General features: G+C 29.6%; 20 protein-coding genes. 3 read left to right on the forward strand and 17 right to left on the reverse strand.

What is annotated here, in order from left to right:
* The 8 genes from mraZ to DWZ53_RS06815 form a co-directional block, all read right to left on the reverse strand.
* Positions 1 to 432, reverse strand: coding sequence for a division/cell wall cluster transcriptional repressor MraZ (gene mraZ / locus DWZ53_RS06780; RefSeq protein ID WP_118432938.1), 432 nt, complete (start codon positions 430 to 432; stop codon positions 1 to 3).
* Positions 433 to 631: 199 nt separating this feature from the next.
* The gene (gene rpmF, locus DWZ53_RS06785; RefSeq protein ID WP_118432939.1) at positions 632 to 799 is read right to left on the reverse strand and encodes a 50S ribosomal protein L32; all 168 of its coding nucleotides are present in this window, start codon (positions 797 to 799) and stop codon (positions 632 to 634) included.
* Between the two features lie 15 nt (positions 800 to 814).
* Complete coding sequence (locus DWZ53_RS06790) at positions 815 to 1,324, reverse strand: DUF177 domain-containing protein (protein ID WP_118432940.1); 510 nt, start codon at positions 1,322 to 1,324, stop codon at positions 815 to 817.
* Between the two features lie 83 nt (positions 1,325 to 1,407).
* On the reverse strand, positions 1,408 to 1,650 hold the full coding sequence (locus DWZ53_RS06795; RefSeq protein ID WP_118432941.1) for a stage VI sporulation protein F: 243 nt from the start codon (positions 1,648 to 1,650) through the stop codon (positions 1,408 to 1,410).
* A 33-nt stretch (positions 1,651 to 1,683) separates the two neighbouring features.
* On the reverse strand, positions 1,684 to 2,688 hold the full coding sequence (locus tag DWZ53_RS06800; protein WP_118432957.1) for an NAD(P)H-dependent glycerol-3-phosphate dehydrogenase: 1,005 nt from the start codon (positions 2,686 to 2,688) through the stop codon (positions 1,684 to 1,686).
* Positions 2,689 to 2,714: 26 nt separating this feature from the next.
* On the reverse strand, positions 2,715 to 4,019 hold the full coding sequence (gene der, locus DWZ53_RS06805) for a ribosome biogenesis GTPase Der (protein ID WP_118432942.1): 1,305 nt from the start codon (positions 4,017 to 4,019) through the stop codon (positions 2,715 to 2,717).
* 1 nt (position 4,020) lies between these two features.
* The gene (gene cmk / locus DWZ53_RS06810) at positions 4,021 to 4,686 is read right to left on the reverse strand and encodes a (d)CMP kinase (protein WP_118432943.1); all 666 of its coding nucleotides are present in this window, start codon (positions 4,684 to 4,686) and stop codon (positions 4,021 to 4,023) included.
* A gap of 39 nt (positions 4,687 to 4,725) precedes the next feature.
* The gene (locus DWZ53_RS06815; RefSeq protein ID WP_118432944.1) at positions 4,726 to 5,484 is read right to left on the reverse strand and encodes a hypothetical protein; all 759 of its coding nucleotides are present in this window, start codon (positions 5,482 to 5,484) and stop codon (positions 4,726 to 4,728) included.
* 105 nt (positions 5,485 to 5,589) lie between these two features.
* Here DWZ53_RS06815 and DWZ53_RS06820 point away from each other — a divergent pair, with 105 nt between their 5' ends.
* Positions 5,590 to 5,766, forward strand: a complete 177-nt coding sequence (locus tag DWZ53_RS06820; RefSeq protein ID WP_118432945.1) for a ferredoxin — start codon at positions 5,590 to 5,592, stop codon at positions 5,764 to 5,766.
* Positions 5,767 to 5,820: 54 nt separating this feature from the next.
* Here DWZ53_RS06820 and DWZ53_RS06825 read toward each other — a convergent pair whose 3' ends face one another.
* The 8 genes from DWZ53_RS06825 to DWZ53_RS06860 form a co-directional block, all read right to left on the reverse strand.
* Positions 5,821 to 6,591: a Cof-type HAD-IIB family hydrolase gene (locus DWZ53_RS06825; protein WP_118432946.1), complete on the reverse strand. Its 771-nt coding sequence runs from the start codon at positions 6,589 to 6,591 to the stop codon at positions 5,821 to 5,823.
* A 10-nt stretch (positions 6,592 to 6,601) separates the two neighbouring features.
* Positions 6,602 to 7,369 carry a glutamate racemase gene (gene murI, locus DWZ53_RS06830; RefSeq protein WP_118432947.1) on the reverse strand — a complete coding sequence of 256 codons (768 nt, stop codon included), beginning with the start codon at positions 7,367 to 7,369 and terminating at the stop codon, positions 6,602 to 6,604.
* Between the two features lie 71 nt (positions 7,370 to 7,440).
* Complete coding sequence (locus DWZ53_RS06835; RefSeq protein WP_118432948.1) at positions 7,441 to 8,607, reverse strand: S1C family serine protease; 1,167 nt, start codon at positions 8,605 to 8,607, stop codon at positions 7,441 to 7,443.
* Positions 8,608 to 8,661: 54 nt separating this feature from the next.
* Positions 8,662 to 9,912: a PAS domain-containing sensor histidine kinase gene (locus tag DWZ53_RS06840; protein ID WP_118432949.1), complete on the reverse strand. Its 1,251-nt coding sequence runs from the start codon at positions 9,910 to 9,912 to the stop codon at positions 8,662 to 8,664.
* Positions 9,905 to 10,579: a response regulator transcription factor gene (locus DWZ53_RS06845; protein ID WP_118432950.1), complete on the reverse strand. Its 675-nt coding sequence runs from the start codon at positions 10,577 to 10,579 to the stop codon at positions 9,905 to 9,907. The genes DWZ53_RS06840 and DWZ53_RS06845 overlap by 8 nt, the downstream gene beginning before the upstream one ends.
* Positions 10,572 to 11,525, reverse strand: coding sequence for a PhoH family protein (locus DWZ53_RS06850; protein ID WP_118432951.1), 954 nt, complete (start codon positions 11,523 to 11,525; stop codon positions 10,572 to 10,574). The genes DWZ53_RS06845 and DWZ53_RS06850 overlap by 8 nt, the downstream gene beginning before the upstream one ends.
* A complete protein-coding gene (locus DWZ53_RS06855) occupies positions 11,526 to 12,440 on the reverse strand; it encodes a sporulation protein YqfD (protein WP_118432952.1) in 915 nt (304 codons plus the stop codon).
* Positions 12,437 to 12,628, reverse strand: a complete 192-nt coding sequence (locus tag DWZ53_RS06860) for a YabP/YqfC family sporulation protein (protein WP_118432953.1) — start codon at positions 12,626 to 12,628, stop codon at positions 12,437 to 12,439. The genes DWZ53_RS06855 and DWZ53_RS06860 overlap by 4 nt, the downstream gene beginning before the upstream one ends.
* Before the next feature lie 127 nt (positions 12,629 to 12,755).
* On the opposite strand from DWZ53_RS06860, the gene DWZ53_RS06865 reads away from it, so the two are divergent.
* Positions 12,756 to 13,082, forward strand: a complete 327-nt coding sequence (locus DWZ53_RS06865; protein ID WP_118432954.1) for a nucleotidyltransferase domain-containing protein — start codon at positions 12,756 to 12,758, stop codon at positions 13,080 to 13,082.
* 8 nt (positions 13,083 to 13,090) lie between these two features.
* The gene (locus DWZ53_RS06870; RefSeq protein ID WP_118432955.1) at positions 13,091 to 13,783 is read left to right on the forward strand and encodes a metallophosphoesterase; all 693 of its coding nucleotides are present in this window, start codon (positions 13,091 to 13,093) and stop codon (positions 13,781 to 13,783) included.
* A gap of 34 nt (positions 13,784 to 13,817) precedes the next feature.
* Here the strand turns inward: DWZ53_RS06870 and rpsU are convergent, their stop codons facing one another.
* A complete protein-coding gene (gene rpsU / locus DWZ53_RS06875) occupies positions 13,818 to 13,997 on the reverse strand; it encodes a 30S ribosomal protein S21 (protein WP_022002829.1) in 180 nt (59 codons plus the stop codon).
* Positions 13,998 to 14,209 lie beyond the last annotated feature (212 nt).

Genomic DNA, 14,209 nt, shown 5'->3' on the forward strand with positions numbered 1-14,209 from the left:
CTATATTTCAAAACCATCTAATGATTCAAAAATCTCATCATAATCATCTTGGTTTTCATCATAATATTCATCCCATTTATCTTGTGACCAAATTTCAGCATGATCACCTGCTCCAACAACTACACAATCTTTTTGTAGCGAAGCAAGTTCTCTTAAAGGTGCCGGAATATTAATTCTTCCTAATTTGTCAAATTCACATTCTGATGCTTTAGATATGGTAAAACGAACCGCCATACGCACTTCTTTTTTATTTTTTGGAAGTGATTGTAGTTTTAAATAGTAAGCTTCCCAGCCTTCTTTAGTATAAAGTGCAAGACATCCATCAAATCCACGAGTTATGACCACACTACCTTGGCATTCATTACGAATTTTTGCCGGAATAATCAGACGTCCTTTAGCATCAATAGCGTGTCTGTATTCACCCATGAACATGATTTTCACCCACTTTCTTACACTTTGTTCCCATTTATTACCACTTCATACCACTATTATATAACACCCACCCCTATGAAACAATAGTTAATAATAAAAAAATGTGAACAACTTAGTTGCCCACATTTTGTGTTTTTTATAGATTATATCAATATAAAAAAGAAAAAAGTCTAAAGTTATTCACTTTAGACGCACATTCTTATAATACTTTTTGACCTTTGTAAGTTCCACAATGTTTACAAACTCTATGAGATAATTTGTATTCACCGCATTCTGGACAAACTACTACAGTAGGTGCTGTAAGTTTATCATGTGTTCTTCTTTTGTTTCTTCTTGTACTTGAAACTCTTCTAAATGGTACTGCCATTTTTGTATCCTCCTGTTACTTAAAATATTCTTTTAATTTTGCTAATCTAGGATCAATATATTCTTCATCTTTATCACTAGAATTACCATCCAATATCTTCCAGCCTTTACCAGATTCTTGGATATTTGCGTCTTCTTTAACGACTCTCATTGGTACTTCTAACATAATGTTTTCAAATACCACCGGTGTTAAATCAACCATATCTTTTTTCACTTCGTGAACATCTTCCATTGGGTCAGGCTTTTCAAAAGAAAATATTTCTGTTGAACTAATATCAAATGGGTAATCAATATCTTCTAATGTAAGAGCACATGGAAGAATCATTGTACCTTTAATATTTAAATCAACATATAATCGCTTATCTCTTGTATCAAGATTTCCGGTACCTGAGACATTTACGTCTTTAAGGCCATTAATTTGATTGTATTTTTCAAACATTTCTGATGGGAACGTAAGTTCTTCATCAAAATCAAATGTTCCTTTATGTTTAATAATCCACTTTAAGTTATACTTCAAATTAATCACCTTTCCATAACCGCAATGACTATTATATAGAAACAATAGTCATAAGTCAATCAAATTTTTCCCTATCTACCAACATTTTTCTTTTAAATCATTTTATCAAAATCTTGTGGTACTTGCTTATTTTTAATCATCATGATTAAACGATTTACCGTCTTGTCATCTACTTTTTTATTTGTCATAGATGCAATCCGATAAATAAAACTTCTCAAATCATTTTCATTATTTAAATCTTTAGTTTGTAAATCTTGTGCCAGTTTAAAAATATCTTCTTTTTTAATATTTGTTTTTTGACTGACTTGATCTACAAATCGATCTCTATCATTCATATCATCACCACTATAATATATGCATGAATGAATTTATTGTTCAGGTTTCAGTTCTCTAAGCATTAATTTTTTTATTTCCTCTTTAGGTTCTTTTCCCTCATAGAGAACTTGATAAATAGCTTCTGTAATCGGCATCTCGATATCATCATATTGTTTTTGATCTTCATAAATAACACGACATGTACGAATTCCTTCACATGTTTTTTTATTATTTTTCATAAATGTCTTAGCGTCATTAGTTTTTCCAATTTCTAAGCCGGCTTGAAAATTACGTGAATGAACAGAACTGCAAGTCACAATTAAATCACCTACACCTGTTAATCCTAAATAAGTTTCAAACTTACCGCCTTTTTTTACACCATAACGAACCATCTCAGATAATCCTCTGGTAATTAACGCAGCACGACTGTTATCACCATAACCTAAACCACTTAAAACACCTGCAGCAACCGCAATAACATTTTTCATTGCCACACCATATTCAGCACCGATTTCATCTGACATAGTATAAACTCTAAAATATTCATTAGAGAATAATCTTTGTACTTTTTTTGCACATTCCTTATTTAAAGAAACTGAACAAACTGCTGTTAGCATTCTAATTGCGACTTCTTCAGCATGACTTGGTCCTATCAAAGAAACAACAGGTTCAATTTCATCTTCTGATAAAACGCTACGAATAGTATCAGACATTCTCATATTTGTTCCTAAGTCAAATCCTTTAGAAGCATTAATAATAGTTATTTTTTTATCTAATAAAGGTTTAACTAATTTTAAGGTATCTTTTACAAATTGAGTAGGAATTGTGATTAAAAGGTATTGTGCATCTTTAATTGTTTCCTTTAAATCATTTGTTGCTTTAATACCTTCTTCAAAAACAACGTCACCAAAAAATTGACTGTTTTGATGATTCATATTGATATCATCTATTTGATTTTGATCAATTCCATATAATAAAACTTGATGTCCATTATCATGAAGAACACGTCCAAGGGCAGTTGCCCAACTTCCTGTTCCTAAGATTCCTATCTTACTCATCATCTATTCCTCTTTTCATAAATCTATTAATCACGTTTACGACATATAATATGAATTGGTGTTCCTTCAAAAGCAAAAGCTTCTCTTAATCTATTTTCTAAATAACGTTTATAACTAAAATGCATATATTGAGGATCATTTACAAACAACACAAATGTTGGTGGTGCGATACTTACCTGATTGGCATAATATATTTTTAAACGCCCTCCATTAAATGTTGTTGTTGGATTCATCAATTGAGCATCAACTAAAACATCATTTAATACACTTGTTTGAACTCTTCTGCGTGAATTTTCATACGATTCTTGAATTAATGGGAAAAGCCCATCTACACGTTGTCCTGTTTTAGCTGATGTAAAAATGATTCTAGCATAATCTAAATATTTAAATTCATTACGAATTTCTTTCATTTTCTTTTGCATCGTTTTTTCATCTTTATCAACTAAATCCCATTTATTATAAACAATAATAACACCTTTTCCAGCTTCATGTGCATATCCTGCAACATGTTTATCTTGATCACGAATTCCCGTTTCACCATCAACAACCATTAAAATAACATCACTTTTTTCAATAGCTGTTAAAGCTCTTAATATTGAATATTTTTCAATATTTTCATATACTTTTCCTTTTTTTCGCATTCCGGCAGTATCAACTACACAATATTTCTGTCCATCCTTAACAAAAGGTGTATCAATTGCATCACGTGTTGTTCCTTCAATATTAGAAACAATAACACGTTCTTCTCCTAAAATAGCATTTGTAAGTGATGATTTTCCTACATTCGGTCTACCAATAATAGAAAAACGAATTTCATCTTCATCATAAACCTGTTCAGTAGAATCTAACTGTTTAACTACTTCATCTAATAAATCACCAATCCCAATACCATGAGATCCAGATACAGGAATTGGATCACCTACACCTAATGCATAAAACTCATAAATATAATCTTTAAATGCTTGATCATCTATTTTATTAACCGCTAAAATAACTGGCTTTCTTGATTTTTGAAGTAATCGTGCAACAAATTCATCTTCTTTTGTAATTCCTTCACGTCCATTTACAACAAATACAATCAAATCCGCTTCTTCAATAGCAATTTCTGCCTGCATTTTAATTTGGGTAGTGAAAGAAGCATTTTCTAATTCAATTCCTCCAGTATCTATTAAGCGAAATTCTTTTGTTAGCCAAGATGCACTTGCATAAATACGATCTCTTGTTACCCCGGCAACATCTTCTACAATCGAAACACGTTCACCAACAATTCGATTAAATATGGTTGATTTTCCAACATTGGCACGACCTACAATTGCGACAACTCCAGCCATATTATTCCTCCTCTACTTTATTAATTAACTTTAATACTTGTTCAACAACTTCATCAAGTGATAAATCAGATGTATCAATTTCAATAGCATCATCTGCTTTCTTTAAAGGTGAAACCTCACGATGCATATCTTGATAATCTCTTTCTTCAATTTCTTTTTTTATCGTTTCCAAATCAACATCCATACCACGTTCTTTATTTTCTTTAAAACGTCTTAACGCTCTTGTTTCAACACTTGCAATTTGATAAATTTTTAAACTTGCTTGTGGTAAAACAACTGTTCCAATATCACGTCCATCTAGAATTACATTTTTAGATGCTGCCATATTTCTTTGTTGTTCAACTAAAAAACTTCTTACACTAGGATGTATTGATACTTTACTTGCTGCTAAAGAAACTTCATCTTGTCTAATTGTTTCACTTACATCCTCATCATTTAAATAAATATGATTATTTTGATCCATTTTTATATGAATGTTTTCTAAATGTTTTTTAATTTCACCTTCATCATTTAAATCTATATGATGATTTAAACAATATAACGCTACGCTACGATACATTGCTCCTGTATCAATATAAATATAATTTTTCTTTTTTGCAACCATTTTGGCAATTGTACTTTTCCCAGCTGCACTTGGTCCGTCTATAGCAATTGATATATTTTTCATTTTGTTCCTCCTTGAAAAAAACTAAGGTCGCTCCTTAGTTTAAAAGAAATTTTGATATACGATCATTCCTAGTAGAGCTATCAGTATAATAACTAAAACAATAATAACGTAATTTAAAATAGTTACTATTTTATTTCCTCTTTCACTATGATTATCTTCTTCAAAATCATTTTCTAAATTATCAGTTAAATCATATTGATAAACTTCTGAAGTTTCCTCTTCATTTTCATCATCTTGGATATCTTCTAATTCTTCTTGAACTTCCGTTTTTTCTTCAGTCACTTCTTCATTGATAATTGCTTCTGCCTTTTTAGCATCTTCTTTAGGTGACATTGCTGCTAATTTTTCTAATAATGTCATTTTAGGTTCAGGTTCTACTTCTTCTTGAGTTTCTTCTTGATGAATAAACATTCCTTTAGAAAATTCTTCTGTTGAGTACTTAGCAACTGAATCTAATTTTATTGTTTGTTTTTCTGGATCTCTAATTTTATTTAAGATATCCATTCTCGTATTATAGCGTTCTTCTTTACCAACATTCTCTTTTACACTTTTTAAAGCTTTATCTAATTCTTCTGAACCTTCTTCCCTCATTTGTTCAAAAGTTTTAGCTTCAGTAAGAGTATCTTCAAAATGATGATCTTGTGTATCCACTTTTATATCATCTTTTTTCATAAAAGATAAAAAATCATCTGGTTCCTCTTCTTTTTCAGTTTTCACTTCATTTTGATGAGAAATACCAACTTCATCTTTTATTCCTTCTCTTAATTCTTTATATTTATCAACTCTAGAGTATCCCATATTATCACCATCCAGTTTTCATTATAGCATACTTTTTTTATTTTTCTCTATCTTTATCACTATATTTAATATATAATATAATAGAGAATAAAGGAGGATTATAAAATGGCTAAAATTACAGTAAATGAAAACTGCATCGGTTGTGGTGCTTGTACAGGTGTTGCTCCTGAAACTTTTGAAATCGGAGATGACGGATTAGCAAAAGCAATCAACGAAGACGTTGAAGCTGGTAAAGAAGCTGCTGAAACTTGCCCTGTTGAAGCAATCGAAGTTGAAGAATAGAATAAAAAACAAAGCCTCTTTAGTTAAAATTAACTAAGGGGGCTTTTATTATACTTAAATTAAATTAAAATGTTTCATAGCCTGGGTGATACCATCATCATCAACACTTCCAGTGACATAATCAGCTATTGCTTTTAGTTCATCATTTCCATTAGCCATCGCTACTGATAAAGCAACATGATTTAACATTTCTTTGTCATTACCACCATCACCAAAAGCCATTGTTTCACTCAAATCAATACCATAATAAGCTAAGAATTGATCTATTCCATTTTGTTTTGTTCCCCCGATAGGTGAAACATCACAAAATAGAGGATGCCATCTAGCTGAAATACAATGAGGCATGACTTTTAATAATTCTTTTTCTTCTTGTTCATCTACAAAACACATACATTGATAAACTTTATGATTAACGACTTGACTACAATCCCCTGCTGGATGATCATCATTATGAGTAATTCTATGAATTTCATCCACTCTTTCATCTCTCATATTAAAGTATTTTGTATTTTCTTCAGTAAAACCACATGGAAATGGTTTTACCTTTAAATAATCCAGTAATGCTTGTAAATCTTCTTTTTTAATTGTGTTTTCATAAATAAGCTTATCTTTGCTATAACAATATTGACCATTTAAAGTAATATATCCATCAAAAGGGAAATCCTGAAGAACTTCTAAACCATCTTTCCCTCTTCCTGTAGCAATAAATAACTTATATCCTTTTTCTTTTAACTTTTTTAATGTAGCAAAGGTTTCCTTTGCTACTTGATGCGTCTTAAAACTAACTAATGTTCCATCGATATCAAAAAATATTGCTTTAACCATGTTTATTCTCCTATTCAATATTGATCATTCGATCCAAACGATCTAAATATGCTTGTATTCGCATTAATTCTTTACCCTCTACTTTTTGTCCAGAATAATAGTATTCTACACCAGGTAAAAGACTGTTAGCATTAATATATTCTTTTAAATGATTAAGAGTACCTAAGTTGCCATCTACAAAGTGAATTTGTAAAGGTAATACTGCTCGAAAACTATCTTTAAAATAATTAAAATGGGTACATCCTAAAACCAATGAATGGTATTGACTTAAATCAAAGCATGATAATTCTTCTTTTAAATAGTTTTTCACTGCTTCACTATCAAACTCTTGTTTTTCAGCAAATCTCACCAACTGAGGTAAAGCCACTAAATCTACAAGATTTTTCTTATCAACTCGGTCCACTAAATCATGCATCTTTTTTCCATTTACCGTAATAGGTGTAGCACATACAAGAACCCGATAGTCACCATATAAATCAATTGCTTTTTTAACAGCCGGTTCCATTCCAATAATAGGAATAGTATATTTTTCTCTCATTATTTTTACAGCCGCACTTGTTGCTGTATTACAAGCAATAACAATAGCTTCAACTCCATGATCAATCATAAATTGAATAATTTCATCAACATAACCTATCACTTGTTCTTTTGTTTTTTCACCATAAGGAACATTTTTCTCATCTGCATAATATATATATTGATGCTCAGGCATTATTTTTAATGCCTGATGCAAAACTGATAAACCACCTATTCCTGAATCAAAAATTCCTATTTTCATCTTCTTACTTCCTTTTTACATCAGTTAAATATATTATACACAAATTAAAAATAGATGGAATTTATTTCCATCTATTTTTCTAATAAAGTCACACTTAATGTTTTTTCACTGCCATCACGGTTAACTGTCACTTTTACTGTATCACCTGCTTTTTTAGAATAAAGTGCAGTTAAGAAAGATTTATACGTTGTAATCTTTTGATCATCAAGTTTAACAATGACATCGCCTTCTTTAATGCCTGCCTTACTTGCTGCACCACCACTTACAACTTGAGCTACATAAATTCCTTCATCGCAAGAAACATGTACGCCATAACGTTGTAAATCATAAGAAGAATAATCAGATAAAGAAGCACCTTTAATACCAATAACAGGATGTGAAACTTTACCATTTTCTCTAATTTGTTTTGCACAAGTCATTACATCATTAATTGGAATTGCAAATCCCATACCTTCAACTGATTCATCAGAGAACTTCATTGAAGTAATACCAACTAATTCACCTTTCATATTAACTAAGGCTCCCCCACTATTACCTGGGTTAATTGCTGCATCAGTTTGAATAACATTCATATCCCAATCATCAACATTATCATTATTTAAATCAACCGATACTGTACGATCAGTAGCCGAAACAATACCTTGAGTTACCGTCCCAGCATATTCAATACCTAAAGGTGAACCAATCGCTAAAACTGTTTCTCCTTTATCCAATAAACTGGAATCTCCTATATTAATTGGTGTTACATCAAAATCAGGTTTACATTTCAATATAGCAACATCACTATACTCGTCTGAACCAACTACTTTAGCGTCTACATATTCATTATTTGAAAAAACAACTTGAATTTTATTAGCACCACTAATCACATGGTTATTTGTAATGATGTATGTATAACCATCTTGTTGATCATAAACAACACCACTACCGCTACCACTTTGACTATCTGATGAAGAACTTTCTCCAAATAATGATGTCGTTGTTGAATTTTCATAAACAACAACTCCTACAACACTATCACTTACTTTATTAATGACCGAAGTAGCATTCGTTTTAACATCATAATCAACATCCTTTACTGTTGTTTGTCTACTAGAAACAGTTCCATTTCCAGTATAAACCGAATAAAATACATAGCCATTCAACGCAAAAGAAGCAACAATTGCGGTAATCACAACTATCTTTAAGATTTTTTTAATTGAAATATTTTTTAAATGAGGTTTTTTATTTTCTTCCATATTATCACCTTCATACCTTTCTACGACGCTATTTATACTACGAAAAAAATGTGTCTAAATTATATCCTCATTGTGGGAAATTTTGGTATTTTCCAAAGGAATTTGAACAATAAAAGTAGAGCCTATCCCAAGTTCACTTTCCACATCAATTGTTCCCTTATTAAGTTCAACAATTCTCTTAACAATACTTAATCCTAAACCTGTTGATATCTTTGAACTTCTTGCACGATCAACTTGATAAAAGCGATCAAATATCAATGGGATTTCCCTTTTAGAAATACCTATTCCTTCATCTTGTATAATAAAAACAAACTGATTATTTTTAATTTTTGTTTTTAGATTAACAACCCCACCATTAGAATACTTAATAGCGTTAGATAATAAGTTATTAAGGATTGTTTTTACAGTTGAATAATCAATTAAAATATCTTCTTTAATATCATTTTGATAAATAAGGGAAATTTGTTTTTCTTTTGCTAGAGGATCAAATAACTCCATGCTTTCTTTTATCAATGAATTAATATTGACCCAAGTAGGCTTGATTTTTACTTGAGGTTGTTCCAACCTTGATAACTCTAAAATATCATTAATGATATTTTGCATACGATAACTTTCTTTTAATAAGATATGCGAAAATTCATCAAATGTTTCTTTAGATTTCATGCCATCTTTTCTTAAAATTTCTACGCTACCAATAATCGCAGACATGGGTGTTTTTAATTCGTGAGAAATATCTGAAAAAAACTGTTTTTGCATTTTTTCAATTTCTTTCATTTGAGAAACATCAGTAAATAAGATAATTGAACCATCAAATACAACCTTATCTCTAAATACAGGCGTTGTATCTATTTGATAATATTTATTTTCAATACAAACTACTGAATTCCATTTTCTTTCAAAAACATAGCTTTGTTCAACAACATTGAGTAACTGTCCTGTAAAAATATCTTTATATTTTTTTCCTCTTAAATGTTCTATTTGAAAAGCATTTCTAAAACTTTGATTAGTAAAAATGATAATGCCATCTTTATCAATAAAAATCATTGGTAAATTCATTGTTTTAATTAAATGATTTAAAACTTTATAATGAAATTTGTTTTCTCCTGCCACTTCTTTTAGTTCATGATCCATTTCACGTCGATATTGTTTTAAAGAACTTTCAAATCTCGTCTTTTCACCATAAACAATAATTAAAATAGCAGCTAAAAGTCCTAATATATAGGCTGGACTGTACCTGAAATCAACAACCGATAAAACAAAAGCAATAAAGCCACATAAAATAATTTTCCAATATAGTTTACCCATCTTTTTTCACCAACTTATAGCCAACTCCTCTCACTGATAAAAAAGATACCTGGGATTCCTTAAGCTTACTTTTCAATTTAAAAATATGAACATCAACAATACGTGTATCCCCATCATATTTAAATCCCCATATAGACTTAAGTAACGTTTCACGAGAAATTGCTTCCTCTTTATGTTCAAGAAACATTTTTAATACATCGTATTCAACTTTGGTCAAAACAACATTTTTATCACCAACATAAGTTTCATGCTTGTTTAAATCCATTTTTACATCTTCAAATTCTAGCATACCTCTAAAATGTTTATGAAATCTTCTTAAATGAGCTTCAATTCGTGCTATTAAAACAGCAGATTGAAAAGGCTTTGTAAGATAATCATCTGCCCCAGCCTCTAGACCTTTAATAATATCATCTTGTTCACTTCTCGCTGTTAATAAAATAATAGGTTTAATATAACCTTGGTTCCTTGCTTCTTTAATAATAGTAATTCCATCTTTTACTGGTAACATCCAATCAACTAATACTAAATCATATTCTTGAGATAAAATTGTTGATACTGCATCTTTACCATCATATAAACTATCTACTTGATATTCTTTTTGTTTCAATTCATAAGAGATAATCTTATTAATTGAAACATCATCCTCTATAATTAATAATTTATTCATCTTTACCTTCATATCTTTCTATTATTCTTTGAACAACAGGATGTCTAACTACATCCATTGCGCTCAAACGAATAAAAGAAATTCCTTTAACTCCTTCTAAAATATCAATGGCGTTAATTAATCCTGAACGTACTCCTCGAGGTAAATCAATTTGTGTGACATCTCCAGTAACAATCATCTTAGAGTGAAATCCTAAACGTGTTAAAAACATTTTCATTTGATTATCCGTTGTATTTTGGGCTTCATCTAAAATAACATAGGCATCTTCTAACGTTCTTCCACGCATATAGGCTAAAGGCGCAATTTCAATAATCCCCTTTTCAATTAATCTTTCAGTTTGTTCTACCCCTAACATATCATGGAGTGCATCATATAAAGGACGTAAATATGGATCTACTTTTTCCTTTAAATCGCCTGGTAAAAAACCTAAGCTTTCTCCTGCTTCTACTGCCGGTCTTGTAAGTACTATTTTCTTTACACGATTATTTTTTAAAGCATCTACCGCAAAAACAACAGCTAAATAAGTTTTACCAGTTCCTGCTGGACCAATCCCAAAAACAACATCATTATTTTTTAAAGCATGGTAATAAGCTTTTTGCCCCATTGTTTTAGGATAGATCATCTTTCCACTACTTGTCTTTGCTATTTTAATATTATATAAATCCGGCATTTGCTCTAAATTTCCTTTATGAGCTAATTTTATAGCATAAACGATGTCCCTTTTAGAAAGAGTCACTCCCTTTTTAATCAGTTTCATTAATGCTTGAACAATTTGTTTTACTTCTTGAATCTTTTCTTCAGTTCCATTTATCATCAATTCATCGCCACGAAGTGATATAGTCACATCTAAAGATTCTTCTAACATTGTTAAATTTTCATCTTGACTCCCGCTTAAATTAGCTAAATTTTCAATATTATACTCTTCTAGCTTAATAATACTTTTCATTTATTTCTCCTCAACTGATATCTCTTCAATAAAAACATAATACATCTTTAATACTAATTTCTTCCCTATTATATCATAAGATAAAACTTTTTCTTTATCGATTTTTGCATTTGCTGGTATTTGCATTCTTGTCTTAAATAATAAATAACTAAACCCATCTTCTTTCTTTAATCGTTTTAAATCAATACTAGATGTATAAATATGATAAGTATATCCTTTAATTATACCATAAGTAGGAATCATTTGAATCTTGCCATCTGTCGATTCAATTTCATTACTAATTAAAATATCACCTTTTTTTACATAATCATTAACCTTAACTAAAATATTTCCTTGAGCCACCTCTATACTTTGTACTATTGCATCACATTTAGAAACAATATTACAATATTTTTCTTTTACCTTTTGACTAGTAATCGCTTGACTATAGCGAATATGAAATACACACCCGTTTTGATATATATTTAAATAATCTATCTCTTTAAGATAGTCATCTTTAATAAGTTCGTAAAGATGATCTATTTGACTATAACTCATTTGTTTTTTTAGAATTGTTATATTTTGTTTATCTAAATAAGAAGATAAGCGTTGATTTAACTGATGATTAGGACCATCAATTTTTATTTTTAATATAAATGAAGGCAAGATCATTAAAGTAAGAATAAAAGATAATGTTAAAAAAAGGTAGTCTCCTTTTACAAGCAACAACAAATAATGAAACACACCTATACTTCTTTTAATACTAAGATGACATGCTTTAACTTTATGACGTTGATAAATGGGAGTATAAAAACGATAAACTTGATGGTCAATCTTTCTTAAGGAATAAAGAGATATATGTTTTTCTTTCATTTGTAACAACAGGTCATCAATATGATCTGTTGTTACAACAATCTCATCATAGCCTAATTTCATGTAAAAATAATTTGTTTTAATTGACCACGAACGAGTATTTCATCAAAACTATAATATTGAATTTGTAAATCTTGACCCATTATCTTTATAATTGAATCATTCATTTTTATTTCTAATAAACAGTCTTCTAAAGTAATAATTGACTGATAATACTTAATTAAAATACGATTGTGTTGAATATAAATCATTGATACCACCGATATATTCTATGATTAGAAAATCATATTTAGACATATAAATCATTTATCTACTACTAATAATTTTATTTCATATTAATAATTTTTTATGATATAATACAAACAAAGAGGTCTTATTATGGAAAATCAATTTATAAACAATAAAAATGATATTTTAAAAATATTAAAGTCTTTTCCTTTTATTGATGAAGCTTATTTATTTGGCTCATATGCCTATGGAAAACCACATCAAGAAAGTGATATTGATTTGTGTGTTGTTGTAAAAAATGGTTATGACACAGGAGAAAATTTTGAGAAAATTAATTTTGCTTTATTTTCATTTCTATGTAATCGAGGTGTAGCTCACGATCTCATCATGCTTGATCAAAAAACAAAAGAAGATAAAAAAAATGATAAAAAATATGTATATTATCCTATTTTTCATCAAGGTAAAAAAATTATGTAGGAGGCATTATGATATATATAACCGGTGATACCCACGGTCATCAAGATCGTTTTGTAGCATTTAATCGTTATTTAAAAAAAGGGGATATTTTGATTATTCTCGGTGATTTTGGATATTTGTTTAAAAATAATCAAGCAGAGCATGATTTTTTAGACTATCTTTCTACTTTACCTTATACCATATGCTTCATTGATGGTAATCATGAAAACTTTAGCTATTTGAATCAATTACCTGTTACTTATTGGAATGGTGGAAAAGTTCACCAATTAAAAAGCAATATCTATCACTTGATACGAGGACAGATTTTTACTATTGATCAAAAAACATTTTTTACTATGGGAGGTGCCTTTTCAATTACCCGACACATGGGAATAAAAAATTATAACTGGTGGGAAGACGAATTGCCTCGTCACCAAGATTATGATGAAGCTTATTTTAATTTAGAAAAGCATCATTTCCATGTCGACTACATATTAACCCATACTTGTCCTAAAAGTGTCATCTATCAAATGGATCAAATACCGGTAAAAGGTGATATGACTTTAATAGAATTTTTAGAACTCATAGAAAAAATTACTGATTATAAGCATTGGTACTTTGGTCATTTTCACATTGATCAAAAGATAGCTAAAAACATGGATTGTCTACTTTTTAAAATGATAGAATTAGAAACAAAGAAACAATATGATACCTATGAATAAAAAAAACCTACAGGTTAACCTGTAGGTTCATTTTTTATCTTTTTTTATTGTTTTTTCTTGCAGCTTCAGATTTTAATTTTCTTTTTAAACCTGGTTTAACATAGAATTCTCTTTTACGAGCTTCAGCAAGGGTACCTGTTCTAGATACTTGTCTTTTAAAACGACGTAATGCATCATCTAAAGATTCATTTTCTCTTACTACTGTCTTTGCCATGAATGATTCCCCCCTTTAACTCTAACATACATTTTGTATTATATAGACAAACGTATATAAATGCAAGAAAATATTTATTTTTTTGCAAATAATTTATAATGTTCTCTGCCTATGATATTTCTTGTAAGAAAATATCATTAAATTTCTTTATTAACTGCTTTTGCAATTGGTTTTAATTCTTCCATTAATTGAGCAAATTTCGCTGGTTTTAA

Source organism: Coprobacillus sp. AF33-1AC (assembly GCF_003475785.1).
GTDB lineage: Bacteria > Bacillota_I > Bacilli_A > Erysipelotrichales > Coprobacillaceae > Faecalibacillus.

Excerpts from the sequence above, each read along its gene's own strand:
- DWZ53_RS06815 (WP_118432944.1), bottom strand. The coding sequence starts at position 5,484 with ATGGGATACTCTAGAGTTGATAAATATAAAGAATTAAGAGAAGGAATA.
- DWZ53_RS06820 (WP_118432945.1), top strand. The coding sequence starts at position 5,590 with ATGGCTAAAATTACAGTAAATGAAAACTGCATCGGTTGTGGTGCTTGT.
- DWZ53_RS06845 (WP_118432950.1), bottom strand. The coding sequence starts at position 10,579 with ATGAATAAATTATTAATTATAGAGGATGATGTTTCAATTAATAAGATT.
- DWZ53_RS06850 (WP_118432951.1), bottom strand. The coding sequence starts at position 11,525 with ATGAAAAGTATTATTAAGCTAGAAGAGTATAATATTGAAAATTTAGCT.
- DWZ53_RS06855 (WP_118432952.1), bottom strand. The coding sequence starts at position 12,440 with ATGAAATTAGGCTATGATGAGATTGTTGTAACAACAGATCATATTGAT.
- mraZ (WP_118432938.1), bottom strand. The coding sequence starts at position 432 with ATGTTCATGGGTGAATACAGACACGCTATTGATGCTAAAGGACGTCTG.
- DWZ53_RS06870 (WP_118432955.1), top strand. The coding sequence starts at position 13,091 with ATGATATATATAACCGGTGATACCCACGGTCATCAAGATCGTTTTGTA.
- DWZ53_RS06860 (WP_118432953.1), bottom strand. The coding sequence starts at position 12,628 with ATGATTTATATTCAACACAATCGTATTTTAATTAAGTATTATCAGTCA.
- der (WP_118432942.1), bottom strand. The coding sequence starts at position 4,019 with ATGGCTGGAGTTGTCGCAATTGTAGGTCGTGCCAATGTTGGAAAATCA.
- rpsU (WP_022002829.1), bottom strand. The coding sequence starts at position 13,997 with ATGGCAAAGACAGTAGTAAGAGAAAATGAATCTTTAGATGATGCATTA.
- DWZ53_RS06800 (WP_118432957.1), bottom strand. The coding sequence starts at position 2,688 with ATGAGTAAGATAGGAATCTTAGGAACAGGAAGTTGGGCAACTGCCCTT.
- DWZ53_RS06825 (WP_118432946.1), bottom strand. The coding sequence starts at position 6,591 with ATGGTTAAAGCAATATTTTTTGATATCGATGGAACATTAGTTAGTTTT.
- murI (WP_118432947.1), bottom strand. The coding sequence starts at position 7,369 with ATGAAAATAGGAATTTTTGATTCAGGAATAGGTGGTTTATCAGTTTTG.
- DWZ53_RS06865 (WP_118432954.1), top strand. The coding sequence starts at position 12,756 with ATGGAAAATCAATTTATAAACAATAAAAATGATATTTTAAAAATATTA.
- DWZ53_RS06840 (WP_118432949.1), bottom strand. The coding sequence starts at position 9,912 with ATGGGTAAACTATATTGGAAAATTATTTTATGTGGCTTTATTGCTTTT.
- cmk (WP_118432943.1), bottom strand. The coding sequence starts at position 4,686 with ATGAAAAATATATCAATTGCTATAGACGGACCAAGTGCAGCTGGGAAA.
- rpmF (WP_118432939.1), bottom strand. The coding sequence starts at position 799 with ATGGCAGTACCATTTAGAAGAGTTTCAAGTACAAGAAGAAACAAAAGA.
- DWZ53_RS06795 (WP_118432941.1), bottom strand. The coding sequence starts at position 1,650 with ATGAATGATAGAGATCGATTTGTAGATCAAGTCAGTCAAAAAACAAAT.
- DWZ53_RS06835 (WP_118432948.1), bottom strand. The coding sequence starts at position 8,607 with ATGGAAGAAAATAAAAAACCTCATTTAAAAAATATTTCAATTAAAAAA.